Here is an 18,889-nt window from a genome sequence, read left to right on the forward strand (position 1 = left end):
TGGAAAAGATGAATGACATGATGAAGATGAAATAACTGTATAAAATATAACCAAATCATCTCTGAAGCAAGTCCGTGGTCACTCTGCCAGCGGATGGGCGTCATTGCGCCGGCCAAACTTTGTATTTGGCGCGTGATCTTGTATGGTTGGTCCCCTTTGAATTCGAGCCTTGCGGGTCTGTTATGAAGTCGGTTGAAGAGCAGCTAGCGCTGATTAAACGTGGTGCGGAAGAACTGTTGGTCGAGTCCGAACTGATTGAAAAGCTCAAGCGTGGCCAACCGCTGCGTATTAAGGCAGGCTTTGATCCGACTGCGCCGGATTTGCACCTGGGTCACACCGTGCTTATTAATAAGCTGCGCCAGTTCCAGGAGCTGGGGCATCAGGTGATCTTCCTGATTGGTGACTTCACCGGGATGATTGGTGATCCAAGCGGCAAGAGCGCGACGCGCCCGCCGCTCACTCGCGAGCAGGTGCTCGAGAATGCCGAGACCTACAAGACTCAGGTCTTCAAGATTCTTGATCCGGCTAAAACCGAAGTTGCGTTCAACTCCACCTGGATGGATCAGATGGGGCCGGCGGACTTCATTCGCCTGACATCGCAATACACCGTTGCTCGCATGCTCGAGCGCGACGACTTTTATAAGCGCTACACGACCAATCAGCCAATCGCCATTCACGAATTCCTGTATCCGCTGGTTCAGGGGTATGACTCTGTCGCTCTGCGCGCGGATGTCGAGCTGGGTGGTACCGATCAGAAGTTCAACCTGTTGATGGGGCGCGAGCTGCAGCGTGGTTATGGTCAGGAGCCGCAGTGCATTCTGACGATGCCGCTGCTCGAAGGTCTGGACGGCGTGAAGAAGATGTCCAAGTCCTTGGGCAACTACGTCGGTATCCAGGAAGCGCCGGGTGTCATGTACAGCAAGCTGGTTTCCATTCCGGATGCGCTGATGTGGCGCTACTTCGAATTGCTCAGCTTCCGTTCCATGGATGAGATCGATGCGTTCCGCGCTGACGTCGAGGCGGGTGCGAACCCGCGCGATATCAAGATCAAGCTGGCTGAAGAGATCGTGGCGCGTTTTCATGGTGAAGAGGCTGCGGCCAATGCTCACCGTGCGGCGGGTAACCGTATGAAAGAAGGCGAGCTGCCGGATGATCTGCCAGAGATCGAGCTGGTCGCTACTGAAGATATGCCAATTGCTGCGGTTCTTAATAAGGCAGGCCTGGTAAAGAACTCGGCGGTGGCGCGTGATCTGCTGAATTCGGGTGGTGTGCGTATAGATGGTGAGGTAGTCGATCGCACCTTTATATATGTGCTGGGCGCGACCCACGTTTGTCAGGCCGGGAAGAAGGCATTTGCGCGTATTACGCTCAAGTCTGAATAAAGCTGAAATCAGGGGTTGACGGCAGATTCCAGGCGTCTATAATTCGCCCCACTTCCGGCGCAGTCGAAACGGAAAACTCCTTGGTAAACAATGAGTTACGCAGTTTTCGGCAGCAAGCTGCTTCAGGTCATCGAAGCGCGAAAGGGGTTGAAAAAGAGGTGTTGACAGCAGCGAGTAACGCTGTAGAATTCGCCTCCCGCTAACGAGAGATCGAAAGCGCAAGTGGTTGAAGTTACAAAGGAAACTTTGAAAGCTTCGGAAAATAACCGCTTGACAGCAACAGAGGCTGCTGTAGAATGCGCGCCTCGGTCGAGACGAAAGACTCAACCAACCGCTCTTTAACAACTGAATCAAGCAATTCGTGTGGGTGCTTGTGGAGTCAGACTGATAGTCAACAAGATTATCAGCATCACAAGTTACTCCGCGAGAAATCAAAGATGTAACCAACGATTGCTGAGCCAAGTTTAGGGTTTCTTAAAAACCCAAAGATGTTTGAACTGAAGAGTTTGATCATGGCTCAGATTGAACGCTGGCGGCAGGCCTAACACATGCAAGTCGAGCGGCAGCACGGGTACTTGTACCTGGTGGCGAGCGGCGGACGGGTGAGTAATGCCTAGGAATCTGCCTGGTAGTGGGGGATAACGCTCGGAAACGGACGCTAATACCGCATACGTCCTACGGGAGAAAGCAGGGGACCTTCGGGCCTTGCGCTATCAGATGAGCCTAGGTCGGATTAGCTAGTTGGTGAGGTAATGGCTCACCAAGGCGACGATCCGTAACTGGTCTGAGAGGATGATCAGTCACACTGGAACTGAGACACGGTCCAGACTCCTACGGGAGGCAGCAGTGGGGAATATTGGACAATGGGCGAAAGCCTGATCCAGCCATGCCGCGTGTGTGAAGAAGGTCTTCGGATTGTAAAGCACTTTAAGTTGGGAGGAAGGGCAGTTACCTAATACGTAATTGTTTTGACGTTACCGACAGAATAAGCACCGGCTAACTCTGTGCCAGCAGCCGCGGTAATACAGAGGGTGCAAGCGTTAATCGGAATTACTGGGCGTAAAGCGCGCGTAGGTGGTTCGTTAAGTTGGATGTGAAATCCCCGGGCTCAACCTGGGAACTGCATTCAAAACTGTCGAGCTAGAGTATGGTAGAGGGTGGTGGAATTTCCTGTGTAGCGGTGAAATGCGTAGATATAGGAAGGAACACCAGTGGCGAAGGCGACCACCTGGACTGATACTGACACTGAGGTGCGAAAGCGTGGGGAGCAAACAGGATTAGATACCCTGGTAGTCCACGCCGTAAACGATGTCAACTAGCCGTTGGGAGCCTTGAGCTCTTAGTGGCGCAGCTAACGCATTAAGTTGACCGCCTGGGGAGTACGGCCGCAAGGTTAAAACTCAAATGAATTGACGGGGGCCCGCACAAGCGGTGGAGCATGTGGTTTAATTCGAAGCAACGCGAAGAACCTTACCAGGCCTTGACATCCAATGAACTTTCCAGAGATGGATTGGTGCCTTCGGGAACATTGAGACAGGTGCTGCATGGCTGTCGTCAGCTCGTGTCGTGAGATGTTGGGTTAAGTCCCGTAACGAGCGCAACCCTTGTCCTTAGTTACCAGCACGTAATGGTGGGCACTCTAAGGAGACTGCCGGTGACAAACCGGAGGAAGGTGGGGATGACGTCAAGTCATCATGGCCCTTACGGCCTGGGCTACACACGTGCTACAATGGTCGGTACAGAGGGTTGCCAAGCCGCGAGGTGGAGCTAATCCCAGAAAACCGATCGTAGTCCGGATCGCAGTCTGCAACTCGACTGCGTGAAGTCGGAATCGCTAGTAATCGCGAATCAGAATGTCGCGGTGAATACGTTCCCGGGCCTTGTACACACCGCCCGTCACACCATGGGAGTGGGTTGCACCAGAAGTAGCTAGTCTAACCTTCGGGAGGACGGTTACCACGGTGTGATTCATGACTGGGGTGAAGTCGTAACAAGGTAGCCGTAGGGGAACCTGCGGCTGGATCACCTCCTTAATCGACGACATCAGCTGTTCCATAAGTTCCCACACGAATTGCTTGATTCATTGAAGAAGACGATAAGAAGCAGCCCGAAATTGGGTCTGTAGCTCAGTTGGTTAGAGCGCACCCCTGATAAGGGTGAGGTCGGCAGTTCGAATCTGCCCAGACCCACCAATTTTGTGTGGGAAACGCCTGTAGAAATACGGGGCCATAGCTCAGCTGGGAGAGCGCCTGCCTTGCACGCAGGAGGTCAACGGTTCGATCCCGTTTGGCTCCACCACTACTGCTTCTGACTTGTAAAGCTTAGAAATGAGCATTCCATCGTGACGATGGTGAATGTTGATTTCTGATCTTTAAGATTAGATCGTTCTTTAAAAATTTGGGTATGTGATAGAAAGATAGACTGAACGTTACTTTCACTGGTAACGGCTCAGGCTAAGGTAAAATTTGTGAGTAATTGCGAATTTTCGGCGAATGTCGTCTTCACAGTATAACCAGATTGCTTGGGGTTATATGGTCAAGTGAAGAAGCGCATACGGTGGATGCCTTGGCAGTCAGAGGCGATGAAAGACGTGGTAGCCTGCGAAAAGCTTCGGGGAGTCGGCAAACAGACTTTGATCCGGAGATGTCTGAATGGGGGAACCCACCTAACATAAGTTAGGTATCTTAAGCTGAATACATAGGCTTAAGAAGCGAACCAGGGGAACTGAAACATCTAAGTACCCTGAGGAAAAGAAATCAACCGAGATTCCCTTAGTAGTGGCGAGCGAACGGGGACTAGCCCTTAAGTGGCTTTGAGATTAGCGGAACGCTCTGGAAAGTGCGGCCATAGTGGGTGATAGCCCTGTACGCGAAAATCTCTTAGTCATGAAATCGAGTAGGACGGAGCACGAGAAACTTTGTCTGAATATGGGGGGACCATCCTCCAAGGCTAAATACTACTGACTGACCGATAGTGAACTAGTACCGTGAGGGAAAGGCGAAAAGAACCCCGGAGAGGGGAGTGAAATAGATCCTGAAACCGTATGCGTACAAGCAGTGGGAGCCCACTTTGTTGGGTGACTGCGTACCTTTTGTATAATGGGTCAGCGACTTATTTTCAGTGGCGAGCTTAACCGAATAGGGGAGGCGTAGCGAAAGCGAGTCTTAATAGGGCGTCTAGTCGCTGGGAATAGACCCGAAACCGGGCGATCTATCCATGGGCAGGTTGAAGGTTGGGTAACACTAACTGGAGGACCGAACCGACTACCGTTGAAAAGTTAGCGGATGACCTGTGGATCGGAGTGAAAGGCTAATCAAGCTCGGAGATAGCTGGTTCTCCTCGAAAGCTATTTAGGTAGCGCCTCATGTATCACTGTAGGGGGTAGAGCACTGTTTCGGCTAGGGGGTCATCCCGACTTACCAAACCGATGCAAACTCCGAATACCTACAAGTGCCGAGCATGGGAGACACACGGCGGGTGCTAACGTCCGTCGTGAAAAGGGAAACAACCCAGACCGTCAGCTAAGGTCCCAAAGTTATGGTTAAGTGGGAAACGATGTGGGAAGGCTTAGACAGCTAGGAGGTTGGCTTAGAAGCAGCCACCCTTTAAAGAAAGCGTAATAGCTCACTAGTCGAGTCGGCCTGCGCGGAAGATGTAACGGGGCTCAAACCATACACCGAAGCTACGGGTATCACTTAGGTGATGCGGTAGAGGAGCGTTCTGTAAGCCTGTGAAGGTGAGTTGAGAAGCTTGCTGGAGGTATCAGAAGTGCGAATGCTGACATGAGTAACGACAATGGGTGTGAAAAACACCCACGCCGAAAGACCAAGGTTTCCTGCGCAACGTTAATCGACGCAGGGTTAGTCGGTCCCTAAGGCGAGGCTGAAAAGCGTAGTCGATGGAAAACAGGTTAATATTCCTGTACTTCTGGTTATTGCGATGGAGGGACGGAGAAGGCTAGGCCAGCTTGGCGTTGGTTGTCCAAGTTTAAGGTGGTAGGCTGGACTCTTAGGTAAATCCGGGAGTCTAAGGCCGAGAGCTGATGACGAGTTACCCTTTGGGTGACGAAGTGGTTGATGCCATGCTTCCAAGAAAAGCTTCTAAGCTTCAGGTAACCAGGAACCGTACCCCAAACCGACACAGGTGGTTGGGTAGAGAATACCAAGGCGCTTGAGAGAACTCGGGTGAAGGAACTAGGCAAAATGGCACCGTAACTTCGGGAGAAGGTGCGCCGGTGAGGGTGAAGCATTTACTGCGTAAGCCCATGCCGGTCGAAGATACCAGGCCGCTGCGACTGTTTATTAAAAACACAGCACTCTGCAAACACGAAAGTGGACGTATAGGGTGTGACGCCTGCCCGGTGCCGGAAGGTTAATTGATGGGGTTAGCTAACGCGAAGCTCTTGATCGAAGCCCCGGTAAACGGCGGCCGTAACTATAACGGTCCTAAGGTAGCGAAATTCCTTGTCGGGTAAGTTCCGACCTGCACGAATGGCGTAACGATGGCGGCGCTGTCTCCACCCGAGACTCAGTGAAATTGAAATCGCTGTGAAGATGCAGTGTATCCGCGGCTAGACGGAAAGACCCCGTGAACCTTTACTATAGCTTTGCACTGGACTTTGAATTTGCTTGTGTAGGATAGGTGGGAGGCTTTGAAGCGTGGACGCCAGTTCGCGTGGAGCCAACCTTGAAATACCACCCTGGCAACTTTGAGGTTCTAACTCAGGTCCGTTATCCGGATCGAGGACAGTGTATGGTGGGTAGTTTGACTGGGGCGGTCTCCTCCTAAAGAGTAACGGAGGAGTACGAAGGTGCGCTCAGACCGGTCGGAAATCGGTCGTAGAGTATAAAGGCAAAAGCGCGCTTGACTGCGAGACAGACACGTCGAGCAGGTACGAAAGTAGGTCTTAGTGATCCGGTGGTTCTGTATGGAAGGGCCATCGCTCAACGGATAAAAGGTACTCCGGGGATAACAGGCTGATACCGCCCAAGAGTTCATATCGACGGCGGTGTTTGGCACCTCGATGTCGGCTCATCACATCCTGGGGCTGAAGCCGGTCCCAAGGGTATGGCTGTTCGCCATTTAAAGTGGTACGCGAGCTGGGTTTAGAACGTCGTGAGACAGTTCGGTCCCTATCTGCCGTGGACGTTTGAGATTTGAGAGGGGCTGCTCCTAGTACGAGAGGACCGGAGTGGACGAACCTCTGGTGTTCCGGTTGTCACGCCAGTGGCATTGCCGGGTAGCTATGTTCGGAATAGATAACCGCTGAAAGCATCTAAGCGGGAAACTAGCCTCAAGATGAGATCTCACTGGGACCTTGAGTCCCCTGAAGGGCCGTCGAAGACTACGACGTTGATAGGTTGGGTGTGTAAGCGCTGTGAGGCGTTGAGCTAACCAATACTAATTGCCCGTGAGGCTTGACCATATAACACCCAAGCAATTTGCGTCGAAAGGCCAGATTGCGGTGTGTGAAGACGAAACGAACCGAAAGTTCGAGCTGTTCACAAACACCGAGATCTATCACATACCCATTCGCTGGAGCGTAAACCCGTAAGGGCAAACGACCTGGCTCCCGAATTTCTTGACGACCATAGAGCATTGGAACCACCTGATCCCATCCCGAACTCAGCAGTGAAACGATGCATCGCCGATGGTAGTGTGGGGTTTCCCCATGTGAGAGTAGGTCATCGTCAAGATTAAATTCCGAAACCCCTATCTGCGTATGCAGGTAGGGGTTTTGTTTTGCCCGCAGGAAAATCTGATCTGTGTGGTTTCTATGCAACAGCTCGGGGCATGGCTATCATGCGGACCTCATTGTGAGGCGAGACTTGAATGCTGACGTTGTTAAAGCTTCTTAAAGATGGCCGATTCCATTCAGGCCCGGCCCTTGGCGTTGCCTTGGGTGTCAGTCGTAGCGCCGTATGGAAGCAGCTTCAGCATTTGGAAGCTGAATTGGGCTTGTCCATCCATAAGGTGCGGGGGCGCGGCTATCAATTGGCTGCACCGTTGACTCTGCTTGATCCTGTCGAGATAAGAGAGCAGGCGCCTACTTGTGATTGGCCTGTTTTTGTTTTCGATTCGCTTGATTCCACTAATGCTGAGGCGTTGCGTGTCATAGAGCGTGGGCAGGCTGCGCCTTTTCTAGTGCTTGCCGAGCGCCAGACTGCCGGTCGCGGCCGGCGTGGGCGGAAATGGGTCAGTCCGTTTGCAGAAAACATCTATTACAGCCTGGTGCTGCGTATAGAGGGTGGAATGCGTCAGCTGGAAGGTTTGAGCCTTGTTGTTGGGCTCGCCGTCATGCAGGCCTTGCGAGAGCTTGGTGTTTCGGGTGCGGGATTGAAGTGGCCCAACGATGTTCTGGTTGGTCAGAAAAAGATCGCAGGAATATTGCTTGAGTTGGTGGGGGATCCTGCCGATGTGTGTCATGTCGTGCTGGGCGTCGGAATTAATGTGAACATGCAGATGACCGATGAAGTTGATCAGCAGTGGACGTCTATGCGGCTGGAGTCAGGCGGGGTGTTTGATCGCAATCACCTGGTCGCGGCATTGGGTACGACGCTCCAGGCTTATTTGAGTCGTCATCAAGTCGACGGATTTTCAGCTATCCAGGCAGAGTGGGAGCAAAATCATCTATGGCAAGGGCGAGCCGTTTCGTTGATTGCCGGTGTTAACCAAATAGATGGCGAAGTGCTTGGTATCGATAGCCAAGGGGCTCTGCGCTTGAAGGTGGGCGGTGTGGAAAAAGTCTTTAGTGGTGGTGAGCTCAGTCTGAGGTTGCGTGATGATTCTTGAGCTCGACTGCGGAAACAGCTTCATTAAGTGGCGCGTGCTCGACGCAGATGCTCTGCGGGTAGTAGGCGAGGGTGTTGTTGATTCGGACCTCGCGTTGCTGGAGAGTTTGAAAGTCCTCAAGGGGCTGGCGTTAAAATTTTGTCGGTTGGTCAGCGTAAGAACCGCTGAAGAGACTACTGCGTTGATCTCTTTGCTTGAAGAGGCTTTCGGTGTGTCCGCGGTGTGTGCCGCTCCCGCTCGCGAAATGTCCGGGGTTCGTAATGGCTATGAGGAGTTCGAGCGACTAGGGCTTGATCGCTGGTTGGCGATGCTCGGAGGTTTTCGTCTGGCCTCGGGCGCATGTCTAGTGCTCGATTTCGGTACTGCTGTTACTGCTGACTTTATCTCCAGGGATGGAGAGCATCTCGGAGGATTCATCTGTCCTGGAATGCCATTGATGCGAAATCAGCTGCGTACCCATACCCGTAAAATTCGTTATGGGGATGTCGCGGCGGAGCGAGCGCTGGAAAGTCTCGTCCCGGGTCGTACAACCGTCGAGGCGGTCGAGCGGGGGTGCTTGCTGATGCTGAGGGGCTTTGTCCTGACTCAGTTGGAGTTGGCACGCGATTACTGGGGGGAGGATTTTGATGTATTTCTCACTGGTGGGGATGCGGACTTGGTCTCCGAGATTGTGCCCGAGGCCAAGGTGGTACCAGATCTTGTGTTTGTAGGTTTGGCTATGGCGTGTCCCTTGCCCTGAGGTTTTTATGCGTTGGTTGTTTCTGCTGCTGCTTGTTCTCAATACCTTCTATTACATCTGGCACCAACAAGAGGCTCCTCTTCGCGCGAAGGATGTTACGCCGTTGAGTTTGTATAAGGGGTCGCAACAGGATATCCGCTTGCTGAGTGAGGCGGCTGATGCGGCTCGTGACAAGGGAAAAGCTATCCAGGTCGACAATGGTTGCCTCTACCTGGGCGGTTTTTCTCGTCAGGAGGCCTCTCAGGCGGTTGAGCGGCGGTTGAGTGGTATGGATATCAAGTTCCAATCCTTGCCGAAGGATCCTTCGGACGCTGGTGGTTACTGGGTGCGCGTCGCCCCCGAAAGCCGGCGCTGGCTGGATGACTCGCAGCTAAAAAACCTTTCTAGAGAATTCAATGAGTTAAAACATAAAATAATGCCGTGCGAGGGGGTTGCACCCGCCGAATAGTTTGCATAGAATGGCGCCCGCTTCGCAGTGAAGACCTTTACCGGTAAGCAGTGTGAAACAGAGTCAACGCAGCTAACCTCAGGTTTTTAATGAGAAAATGCTTGACAGAAGGCTGGCATGATATAGAATGCCGGCTCGCTTAGGAGGGGTTCCCGAGCGGCCAAAGGGATCAGACTGTAAATCTGACGTCTACGACTTCGAAGGTTCGAATCCTTCCCCCTCCACCATTTTTAGCGAGAGCTGCAAGCTCGCGGGTATAGTTTAGTGGTAGAACCTCAGCCTTCCAAGCTGATGATGCGGGTTCGATTCCCGCTACCCGCTCCATGTTTGCAGATCCTGCATAGCGTTACGCTCTTGTAGCTCAGTTGGTAGAGCACACCCTTGGTAAGGGTGAGGTCAGCGGTTCAAATCCGCTCAAGAGCTCCATATAACAAGGCAGATATGAAAATATCTGCCTTTGTTTTAATGGCTTGTTTGACCCGCTTAATTCTTCTCCTAGGGGTGGTTTTGATGGCTAAGGAAAAGTTCGAACGTAATAAGCCGCACGTCAACGTGGGTACTATCGGTCATGTCGACCACGGTAAAACCACTCTGACTGCTGCTTTGACCCGCGTCTGTTCCGAAGTTTTCGGCTCGGCTAAGGTTGACTTCGACAAGATCGATAGCGCCCCTGAAGAAAAAGCTCGTGGTATCACCATCAACACTGCTCATGTTGAGTATGATTCGGCCGTGCGTCATTACGCACACGTTGACTGTCCTGGTCACGCCGACTACGTAAAAAACATGATTACCGGTGCTGCGCAGATGGATGGTGCGATTCTGGTTTGCTCGGCCGCAGATGGTCCGATGCCGCAAACCCGTGAGCACATCCTGCTGTCCCGTCAGGTTGGCGTTCCGTACATCGTTGTCTTCCTGAACAAGGCTGACATGGTCGATGATGCTGAGTTGCTGGAGCTGGTTGAGATGGAAGTGCGCGACCTGTTGAGCGCTTATGATTTCCCAGGTGATGACACTCCGATCATCATTGGTTCTGCGCTGATGGCGTTGAACGGTCAAGACGACAACGAGATGGGTACCACTGCCGTCAAGAAGTTGGTCGAGACTCTGGATAGCTACATTCCGCAGCCTGAGCGCGCTATCGACAAGCCGTTCTTGATGCCGATCGAGGATGTATTCTCGATCTCCGGTCGCGGTACTGTTGTGACCGGTCGTGTTGAGCGTGGCATTGTCCGCATTCAGGAAGAAGTTGAGATTGTTGGTCTTCGTGACACTGTCAAAACTACTTGCACTGGTGTTGAAATGTTCCGCAAGCTGCTCGACGAAGGTCGGGCAGGCGAGAACTGCGGCGTTCTGCTGCGTGGTACCAAGCGTGATGATGTTGAGCGTGGCCAGGTTCTGGTCAAGCCGGGCACCGTCAAGCCGCATACCAAGTTCACTGCTGAAGTTTATGTTCTGAGCAAGGAGGAGGGTGGTCGTCATACGCCATTCTTCAAGGGCTACCGTCCGCAGTTCTACTTCCGTACAACTGATGTGACTGGTAACTGCGAGCTGCCAGAAGGTATTGAGATGGTGATGCCAGGTGATAACGTTCAGATGACCGTTACCCTGATCAAAACCATTGCGATGGAAGATGGTCTGCGTTTCGCTATCCGTGAGGGCGGTCGTACCGTCGGCGCTGGTGTCGTAGCTAAGGTTATCGAGTAAATTGTTGTAATGTCTTTTTCGGGCCGGCATAATGGTCGGCCTGATTTTGTTTTAGGTCAGTAGCTCAATTGGCAGAGCGACGGTCTCCAAAACCGTAGGTTGGGGGTTCGATTCCCTCCTGACCTGCCAGATTCACTTGGTGTGTCTGGCTTTCTTTTCACAGGATCTTCATAGATGACTCCTAAAGCTGAAGCTCAAGGCTCTCGCTTCGATCTGCTCAAGTGGCTAGTAGTAGTCGCTTTGGTGGTTGTTGGCGTTGTTGGCAATCAGTATTACCATGCTGCGCCGATCCTGTACCGTGTACTCGCTTTGCTTGTTATTGCTGCTGTAGCTGCCTTTGTAGGCCTGCAGACAGTCAAGGGCAAGTCTTTCTTTGTACTGGTTAAGGAAGCTCGCACCGAGATTCGTAAAGTCGTGTGGCCAACTCGCCAAGAAACCACGCAGACCACCCTGATTGTGGTGGCTGTTGTTCTGGTTATGGCGTTGCTGTTGTGGGGGCTTGATTCCCTGCTCGGCTGGCTTGTTTCCTTGATTGTCGGCTAAGGGTGTCCCGTGGCTAAGCGTTGGTACGTTGTGCATGCTTACTCCGGTTACGAGAAGCATGTCATGCGCTCGTTGGTAGAGCGCGTAAAGCTGGCTGGCATGGAAGATGGCTTTGGCGAAATTCTGGTTCCCACTGAAGAAGTGGTTGAAATGCGTAATGGCCAGAAACGCAAAAGCGAGCGCAAATTCTTCCCAGGTTATGTGCTGGTTCAGATGGACATGAATGAGGGTACTTGGCACTTGGTCAAGGATACTCCTCGGGTGATGGGTTTCATCGGCGGTACTGCTGATAAGCCGGCACCAATCACAGATAAAGAGGCAGAAGCGATTCTGCGTCGTGTTGCTGATGGTAGCGACAAGCCGAAGCCGAAGACGTTGTTCGAGCCAGGCGAGTCGGTACGTGTCAACGACGGACCGTTTGCCGATTTTACCGGTACGGTTGAAGAAGTTAACTACGAGAAGAGCCGGATCCAAGTGGCGGTGCTCATTTTCGGTCGCTCTACTCCGGTAGAGCTAGAGTTCAGCCAGGTCGAAAAGGTCTAGCTGGGCAAGCATCCCAACCCCGCAGCCCTAGGCTGTGGGGTTTTGTCGTCACTGGGATAAACGCGCAAGTAACCGGGGAGCCTTTCGAGGCGTTCGAACCCGTAATTGGAGTGCCTCATGGCCAAGAAGATTACCGCTTACATCAAGCTGCAAGTGAAAGCCGCTCAGGCTAACCCAAGCCCACCTGTTGGTCCTGCTTTGGGTCAGCACGGCGTGAACATCATGGAATTCTGCAAGGCTTTCAACGCCCGTACTCAGGGTATTGAACCAGGTCTGCCGACTCCAGTGATCATCACTGTCTATAGCGACCGTAGCTTCACTTTCGAAACAAAATCCACTCCTGCTTCGGTTCTGCTGAAGAAGGCTGCTGGTCTGACTAGCGGTTCTGCTCGTCCGAACACCGTTAAGGTTGGCACCGTGACCCGTGCTCAGCTGGAAGAAATCGCGAAAACCAAAAACGCGGATCTGACTGCAGCTGATATGGACGCAGCCGTGCGTACTATCGCCGGTTCTGCTCGTAGCATGGGCCTTAACGTGGAGGGTGTGTAATGGCTAAGTTGACCAAGCGTCAAAAGGCTATCGCCGGCAAAATCGAAGCAGGCAAGTCCTACAACTTTGTAGACGCAGCTGCCCTGCTGGCTGAGCTGTCGACTGTCAAGTTCAGCGAGTCGTTCGACGTTGCTGTAAACCTGGGTGTTGACCCGCGTAAATCTGACCAGGTTGTTCGTAGCGCTACTGTGCTGCCACACGGCACTGGCAAGACCGTTCGCGTTGCTGTGTTCACCCAGGGTCCAGCTGCTGAGGCCGCTCTGGCTGCCGGCGCTGACCGTGTAGGTATGGACGACCTGGCTGCCGAAATGAAAGGCGGCGACCTGAACTATGACGTCGTTATTGCATCCCCGGATGCAATGCGCGTTGTAGGTCAGTTGGGTCAGATCCTCGGTCCACGTGGCCTGATGCCTAACCCTAAAGTCGGCACCGTAACTCCAGACGTAGCTACCGCGGTTAAAAACGCCAAGGCTGGTCAGGTTCGTTATCGCACCGACAAAAACGGCATCATCCACACCTCCGTTGGCAAAGTCGGCTTCGATGCCGTCAAGCTGAAGGAAAACGTTGAAGCCCTGATCGCTGATCTGAAGCGTATCAAGCCAGCTTCCTCGAAAGGTATTTACGTCAAGCGCGTTACCCTGAGCACCACCATGGGTCCGGGTCTGGTCATCGACCAAGGTTCGCTCGACGCGTAAGACAGAGGTTGGCGCAAGCGATTGCGCCAATTGAAAGATTGGGGTCCCTGCCTGGCGGGGGCTATCCAAGACCGTAGGCGACGCAAGTCTTAAACCTTAAGCCTACGCAGATGGTGCTCCCGGTTCCTTACCGAATCAGACACCAAAACGACATCTGGCCTCGGTTGGATGAAACGGTAACAAGCAGGAGTTTTTCCCGTGGCAATTAAACTTGAAGACAAGAAGGCCATCGTCGCTGAAGTCAACAAGGCTGCCCAAGTTGCTCTGTCCGCTGTCGTGGCTGATGCCCGTGGCGTAACAGTAGGCGCTATGACCGGACTCCGTAAAGAGGCTCGTGAAGCTGGCGTTTACGTACGTGTTGTACGTAACACCCTGCTCAAGCGCGCCGTTGCTGGCACTCAATATGACGTGCTCAACGACGTGTTCACTGGCCCGACCTTGATCGCATTCTCCAAAGAACATCCGGGCGCTGCTGCCCGTATCTTCAAAGAGTTCGCAAAAGGTCAGGATAAGTTCGAGATCAAGGCAGCTGCGTTCGAGGGCAAGTTCCTCGCAGCTAATCAGATCGACGTACTGGCAAGCCTGCCGACCCGTGACGAAGCAATTTCTCAGCTGATGAGCGTGATTCAAGGCGCAACCAGCAAATTGGCTCGTACTCTGGCGGCTCTTCGCGACCAGAAAGAAGCTGCCGCAGCCTAAGGCTGAGCGACTCCTTTCAGCGTTTATTGTTTATTTCGATGGCCGCGTAGGCTGTCACCCCAATACAGGAATTTATAGTCATGTCTCTGACTAACGACCAAATCATCGAAGCAATCGGCGAAAAATCCGTTCTGGAAATCGTTGAGCTGATCAAGGCCATGGAAGAGAAGTTCGGCGTTTCCGCTGCCGCTGCTTCCGCTGGTCCAGCTGCTGTCGCTGCCGTTGTTGAAGAACAAACTGAATTCAACGTCATGCTGCTGGAAGCTGGCGAGAAGAAAGTTAACGTGATCAAGGCAGTACGTGAACTGACCGGTCTGGGCTTGAAAGAAGCCAAGGCTGTAGTTGACGGCGCTCCTGGCATGGTTCTGGAAGCTGTTTCGAAAGACGCAGCTGACAAAGCCAAAGCCACTCTGGAAGAAGCAGGCGCTAAAGTCGAGCTGAAGTAAGCATCGACTTTGCGTCTCCAGCCCGAGCGTTAAGCGAAAGGCTGATGGCTGGTGGCTCTTGCCACCGGCCTTTTTCCGTTATTGGCAGCCGACTGGGTCGGTGTCGATAACGAGCTGTAACCACCCGATGCGGTGGCGCAAACCATGGGGTTTGCACGATTTTCTGGCTGCTCCCGTCGGGAGGGGCCAAACAAGCAGGTGACCAAGCTGGGGAACGCTGATGGCTTACTCATATACTGAGAAAAAACGTATCCGCAAGGACTTTAGCAAGTTGCCGGACGTCATGGATGTGCCGTACCTCCTGGCCATCCAGCTGGATTCGTATCGTGAATTCTTGCAAGCGGGAGCGACTAAAGATCAGTTCCGCGACGTGGGCCTGCATGCGGCCTTCAAATCCGTTTTCCCGATCATCAGCTACTCCGGCAATGCTGCGCTGGAGTACGTCGGTTATCGCCTGGGCGAGCCGGCATTTGATGTCAAAGAATGCGTATTGCGCGGTGTAACTTACGCCGTACCGTTGCGGGTAAAAGTGCGCCTGATCATTTTCGACAAAGAATCGTCGAACAAAGCGATCAAGGACATCAAAGAGCAAGAAGTCTACATGGGTGAAATCCCCCTGATGACTGAGAACGGTACCTTCGTAATCAACGGTACCGAGCGTGTAATCGTTTCCCAGCTGCACCGTTCCCCGGGCGTGTTCTTCGACCACGACCGTGGCAAGACGCACAGCTCCGGCAAACTGCTTTACTCCGCGCGCATCATTCCTTACCGCGGTTCGTGGTTGGACTTCGAGTTCGACCCGAAAGACTGCGTGTTCGTGCGTATCGACCGTCGTCGCAAGCTGCCTGCATCGGTATTGCTGCGCGCGCTGGGCTATACCACTGAAGAAGTGCTCGACGCGTTCTATACCACCAACGTCTTCCACGTGCAGGGTGAAAACCTCAACCTGGAACTGGTGCCTCAGCGCCTGCGTGGTGAAATTGCTGTCCTGGATATCCTGGATGACAAAGGCAAGGTTATTGTCGAGCAAGGTCGTCGTATTACGGCTCGCCACATCAACCAGCTGGAAAAAGCAGGGATCAAAGAGCTGCAAGTGCCTCTGGACTACGTCCTGGGTCGCACTACCGCCAAGGTCATCGTGCATCCGGCAACCGGCGAAATCCTGGCAGAGTGCAACACCGAGCTGAACACCGAGATCCTGGCAAAAATCGCCAAGGCCCAGGTTGTTCGCATCGAAACTCTGTACACCAATGATATCGACTGCGGTCCGTTCGTTTCTGACACGCTGAAGATCGACTCCACCAGCAACCAATTGGAAGCGCTGGTCGAGATCTATCGCATGATGCGTCCAGGCGAGCCGCCAACCAAAGACGCTGCCGAAACCCTGTTCAACAACCTGTTCTTCAGCCCTGAGCGCTATGACCTGTCTGCGGTCGGCCGGATGAAGTTCAACCGTCGTATCGGTCGTACCGAGATCGAAGGTTCGGGCGTGTTGTGCAAAGAAGACATCGTCGCGGTATTGAAGACTCTGGTCGACATCCGTAACGGTAAAGGCATCGTCGATGACATCGACCACCTGGGTAACCGTCGTGTTCGCTGCGTAGGCGAGATGGCCGAGAACCAGTTCCGCGTTGGCCTGGTACGTGTTGAGCGTGCGGTCAAAGAGCGTCTGTCGATGGCTGAAAGCGAAGGCCTGATGCCGCAAGACCTGATCAACGCCAAGCCAGTGGCTGCGGCGGTGAAAGAGTTCTTCGGTTCCAGCCAGCTTTCCCAGTTCATGGACCAGAACAACCCGCTGTCCGAGATCACCCACAAGCGTCGTGTGTCTGCACTCGGCCCTGGCGGTTTGACTCGTGAGCGTGCTGGCTTTGAAGTTCGTGACGTACACCCGACTCACTACGGTCGTGTATGCCCGATTGAAACGCCGGAAGGTCCGAACATCGGTCTGATCAACTCCCTGGCTGCCTATGCGCGCACCAACCAGTACGGCTTCCTCGAGAGCCCGTACCGTGTGGTGAAAGACGCCCTGGTCACCGACGAGATCGTGTTCCTGTCCGCCATCGAAGAAGCTGATCACGTGATCGCTCAGGCTTCGGCCACGATGAACGACAAGAAAATGCTGATCGACGAACTGGTAGCTGTTCGTCACTTGAACGAGTTCACCGTCAAGGCGCCGGAAGACGTCACCTTGATGGACGTATCGCCGAAGCAGGTAGTTTCGGTTGCAGCGTCGCTGATCCCGTTCCTCGAGCACGATGACGCCAACCGTGCGTTGATGGGTTCGAACATGCAGCGTCAAGCTGTACCAACCCTGCGCGCTGACAAGCCGCTGGTCGGTACTGGCATGGAGCGTAACGTAGCCCGTGACTCCGGCGTTTGCGTCGTGGCTCGTCGTGGTGGCGTGATCGATTCCGTTGATGCCAGCCGTATCGTGGTTCGTGTTGCTGATGACGAAGTTGAAACCGGTGAAGCTGGTGTCGACATCTACAACCTGACCAAATACACCCGCTCCAACCAGAACACCTGCATCAACCAGCGTCCGCTGGTGCGTAAAGGTGATCGGGTTCAGCGCAGCGACATCATGGCTGACGGTCCGTCCACCGACATGGGTGAACTGGCGCTGGGTCAGAACATGCGCATCGCGTTCATGGCCTGGAACGGTTATAACTTCGAAGACTCCATCTGCCTGTCGGAACGAGTCGTTCAAGAAGATCGCTTCACCACGATCCACATTCAGGAACTGACCTGTGTGGCGCGTGACACCAAGCTTGGGCCAGAGGAAATCACTGCAGACATCCCGAACGTGGGTGAAGCTGCACTGAACAAGCTGGACGAAGCCGGTATCGTTTACGTAGGTGCTGAAGTTGGCGCAGGCGACATTCTGGTAGGTAAGGTCACTCCGAAAGGCGAGACCCAACTGACTCCGGAAGAAAAACTGCTGCGTGCCATCTTCGGTGAAAAAGCCAGCGACGTTAAAGACACCTCCCTGCGCGTGCCTACCGGCACCAAGGGTACGGTCATCGACGTACAGGTCTTCACCCGCGACGGCGTTGAGCGTGATGCTCGTGCACTGTCGATCGAGAAGACTCAACTCGACGAGATCCGCAAGGACCTGAACGAAGAGTTCCGTATCGTTGAAGGCGCCACTTTCGAACGTCTGCGTTCCGCTCTGGTCGGCCACAAAGCCGAAGGCGGCGCCGGTCTGAAGAAAGGTCAGGACATCACCGACGAAGTTCTCGACGGTCTTGAGCATGGTCAGTGGTTCAAACTGCGCATGACTGAAGATGCTTTGAACGAGCAACTCGAGAAGGCTCAGGCCTACATCGTTGATCGCCGCCGTCTGCTGGACGACAAGTTCGAAGACAAGAAGCGCAAACTGCAGCAGGGCGATGACCTGGCTCCAGGCGTGCTGAAAATCGTCAAGGTTTACCTGGCAATCCGTCGCCGCATCCAGCCGGGCGACAAGATGGCCGGTCGTCACGGTAACAAGGGTGTGGTCTCTGTGATCATGCCGGTTGAAGACATGCCGCACGATGCCAATGGCACCCCGGTCGACGTCGTCCTCAACCCGTTGGGCGTACCTTCGCGTATGAACGTTGGTCAGATCCTTGAAACCCACCTCGGCCTCGCGGCTAAAGGTCTGGGCGAGAAGATCAACCGGATGATCGAAGAGCAGCGCAAAGTCGCTGAACTTCGTAAATTCCTCGACGAGATCTACAACCAGATCGGCGGTCGTAACGAAGATCTGGATAGCTTCTCCGACCAGGAAATCCTGGATCTGGCGAAGAACCTGCGTGGCGGCGTTCCAATGGCCACTCCAGTGTTCGACGGTGCCAAGGAAAGCGAAATCAAGGCCATGCTGAAACTGGCGGACCTGCCAGAAAGCGGCCAGATGCAGCTGACCGACGGCCGTACCGGCAACAAGTTCGAGCGCCCGGTTACTGTTGGCTACATGTACATGCTGAAGCTGAACCACTTGGTAGACGACAAGATGCACGCTCGTTCTACCGGTTCGTACAGCCTGGTTACCCAGCAGCCGCTGGGTGGTAAGGCGCAGTTCGGTGGTCAGCGTTTCGGGGAGATGGAGGTCTGGGCACTGGAAGCATACGGTGCTGCTTACACTCTGCAAGAAATGCTCACAGTGAAGTCGGACGATGTGAACGGCCGGACCAAGATGTACAAAAACATCGTGGACGGCGATCACCGTATGGAGCCGGGCATGCCCGAGTCCTTCAACGTGTTGATCAAGGAAATTCGTTCCCTCGGCATCGATATCGATCTGGAAACCGAATAACACGTGACGCGAATCGAGAGCGGGGCAGGATTGCCCGCTCTCTGCTCCGCCAGGA

The 18,889-nt window shown here is 53.7% G+C and carries 12 protein-coding genes, 6 tRNA genes and 3 rRNA genes; all 21 read left to right on the forward strand.

All coding sequences use genetic code 11. The features are described 5' to 3' along the window. The first annotated feature begins 182 nt into the window (after positions 1 to 182). The 21 genes from tyrS (at position 183) to rpoB (ending at position 18,834) form a co-directional block, all read left to right on the forward strand. Positions 183 to 1,382 (forward strand): tyrosine--tRNA ligase, encoded by a 1,200-nt coding sequence (gene tyrS, locus JFU37_RS15235; protein ID WP_201116502.1) that lies wholly within the window; start codon positions 183 to 185, stop codon positions 1,380 to 1,382. A 494-nt stretch (positions 1,383 to 1,876) separates the two neighbouring features. Further along, positions 1,877 to 3,415, forward strand: a 16S ribosomal RNA gene (locus JFU37_RS15240). Positions 3,416 to 3,497: 82 nt separating this feature from the next. Then, positions 3,498 to 3,574 (forward strand) — tRNA-Ile (locus JFU37_RS15245). 30 nt (positions 3,575 to 3,604) lie between these two features. Next, a tRNA-Ala gene (locus tag JFU37_RS15250) sits at positions 3,605 to 3,680 on the forward strand. Positions 3,681 to 3,915: 235 nt separating this feature from the next. Beyond that, positions 3,916 to 6,807: ribosomal RNA gene (locus JFU37_RS15255) — 23S ribosomal RNA — on the forward strand. Between the two features lie 155 nt (positions 6,808 to 6,962). After that, a 5S ribosomal RNA gene (rrf, locus tag JFU37_RS15260) occupies positions 6,963 to 7,078 on the forward strand. Together the 16S, 23S and 5S rRNA genes with 2 tRNA genes alongside form the textbook arrangement of a ribosomal RNA operon. Positions 7,079 to 7,214: 136 nt before the next feature. Continuing rightward, on the forward strand, positions 7,215 to 8,174 hold the full coding sequence (birA, locus tag JFU37_RS15265; RefSeq protein ID WP_201116047.1) for a bifunctional biotin--[acetyl-CoA-carboxylase] ligase/biotin operon repressor BirA: 960 nt from the start codon (positions 7,215 to 7,217) through the stop codon (positions 8,172 to 8,174). Beyond that, complete coding sequence (locus JFU37_RS15270) at positions 8,164 to 8,913, forward strand: pantothenate kinase (RefSeq protein WP_201116048.1); 750 nt, start codon at positions 8,164 to 8,166, stop codon at positions 8,911 to 8,913. Before birA ends, JFU37_RS15270 begins: the two co-directional genes overlap by 11 nt. A gap of 7 nt (positions 8,914 to 8,920) precedes the next feature. Beyond that, the gene (locus JFU37_RS15275) at positions 8,921 to 9,361 is read left to right on the forward strand and encodes a hypothetical protein (protein WP_201116049.1); all 441 of its coding nucleotides are present in this window, start codon (positions 8,921 to 8,923) and stop codon (positions 9,359 to 9,361) included. A 142-nt stretch (positions 9,362 to 9,503) separates the two neighbouring features. Beyond that, a tRNA-Tyr gene (locus JFU37_RS15280) sits at positions 9,504 to 9,588 on the forward strand. Positions 9,589 to 9,611: 23 nt separating this feature from the next. Beyond that, positions 9,612 to 9,685, forward strand: a tRNA-Gly gene (locus JFU37_RS15285). A gap of 26 nt (positions 9,686 to 9,711) precedes the next feature. Then, positions 9,712 to 9,787, forward strand: a tRNA-Thr gene (locus tag JFU37_RS15290). An 84-nt stretch (positions 9,788 to 9,871) separates the two neighbouring features. Beyond that, positions 9,872 to 11,065: an elongation factor Tu gene (gene tuf, locus JFU37_RS15295; protein WP_201116504.1), complete on the forward strand. Its 1,194-nt coding sequence runs from the start codon at positions 9,872 to 9,874 to the stop codon at positions 11,063 to 11,065. Between the two features lie 53 nt (positions 11,066 to 11,118). Beyond that, positions 11,119 to 11,194: transfer RNA gene (locus JFU37_RS15300), tRNA-Trp, on the forward strand. Positions 11,195 to 11,239: 45 nt separating this feature from the next. Beyond that, positions 11,240 to 11,608, forward strand: a complete 369-nt coding sequence (gene secE, locus JFU37_RS15305) for a preprotein translocase subunit SecE (RefSeq protein WP_019693884.1) — start codon at positions 11,240 to 11,242, stop codon at positions 11,606 to 11,608. Between the two features lie 9 nt (positions 11,609 to 11,617). After that, a complete protein-coding gene (gene nusG / locus JFU37_RS15310) occupies positions 11,618 to 12,151 on the forward strand; it encodes a transcription termination/antitermination protein NusG (protein ID WP_007896622.1) in 534 nt (177 codons plus the stop codon). 117 nt (positions 12,152 to 12,268) lie between these two features. Beyond that, on the forward strand, positions 12,269 to 12,700 hold the full coding sequence (gene rplK, locus JFU37_RS15315; RefSeq protein WP_003210097.1) for a 50S ribosomal protein L11: 432 nt from the start codon (positions 12,269 to 12,271) through the stop codon (positions 12,698 to 12,700). Next, positions 12,700 to 13,395 carry a 50S ribosomal protein L1 gene (rplA, locus tag JFU37_RS15320; RefSeq protein ID WP_007896626.1) on the forward strand — a complete coding sequence of 232 codons (696 nt, stop codon included), beginning with the start codon at positions 12,700 to 12,702 and terminating at the stop codon, positions 13,393 to 13,395. The genes rplK and rplA overlap by 1 nt, the downstream gene beginning before the upstream one ends. Positions 13,396 to 13,593: 198 nt before the next feature. Next, positions 13,594 to 14,094 (forward strand): 50S ribosomal protein L10, encoded by a 501-nt coding sequence (gene rplJ, locus JFU37_RS15325; RefSeq protein WP_010467255.1) that lies wholly within the window; start codon positions 13,594 to 13,596, stop codon positions 14,092 to 14,094. Positions 14,095 to 14,174: 80 nt separating this feature from the next. Further along, positions 14,175 to 14,540: a 50S ribosomal protein L7/L12 gene (gene rplL / locus JFU37_RS15330; protein WP_010467258.1), complete on the forward strand. Its 366-nt coding sequence runs from the start codon at positions 14,175 to 14,177 to the stop codon at positions 14,538 to 14,540. Between the two features lie 220 nt (positions 14,541 to 14,760). Further along, the gene (rpoB, locus tag JFU37_RS15335; protein ID WP_201116050.1) at positions 14,761 to 18,834 is read left to right on the forward strand and encodes a DNA-directed RNA polymerase subunit beta; all 4,074 of its coding nucleotides are present in this window, start codon (positions 14,761 to 14,763) and stop codon (positions 18,832 to 18,834) included. The last annotated feature ends 55 nt before the right edge of the window (positions 18,835 to 18,889 follow it).

It is taken from the genome of Pseudomonas sp. TH41, from assembly GCF_016650695.1.
Classification (GTDB): Bacteria; Pseudomonadota; Gammaproteobacteria; order Pseudomonadales; family Pseudomonadaceae; genus Aquipseudomonas.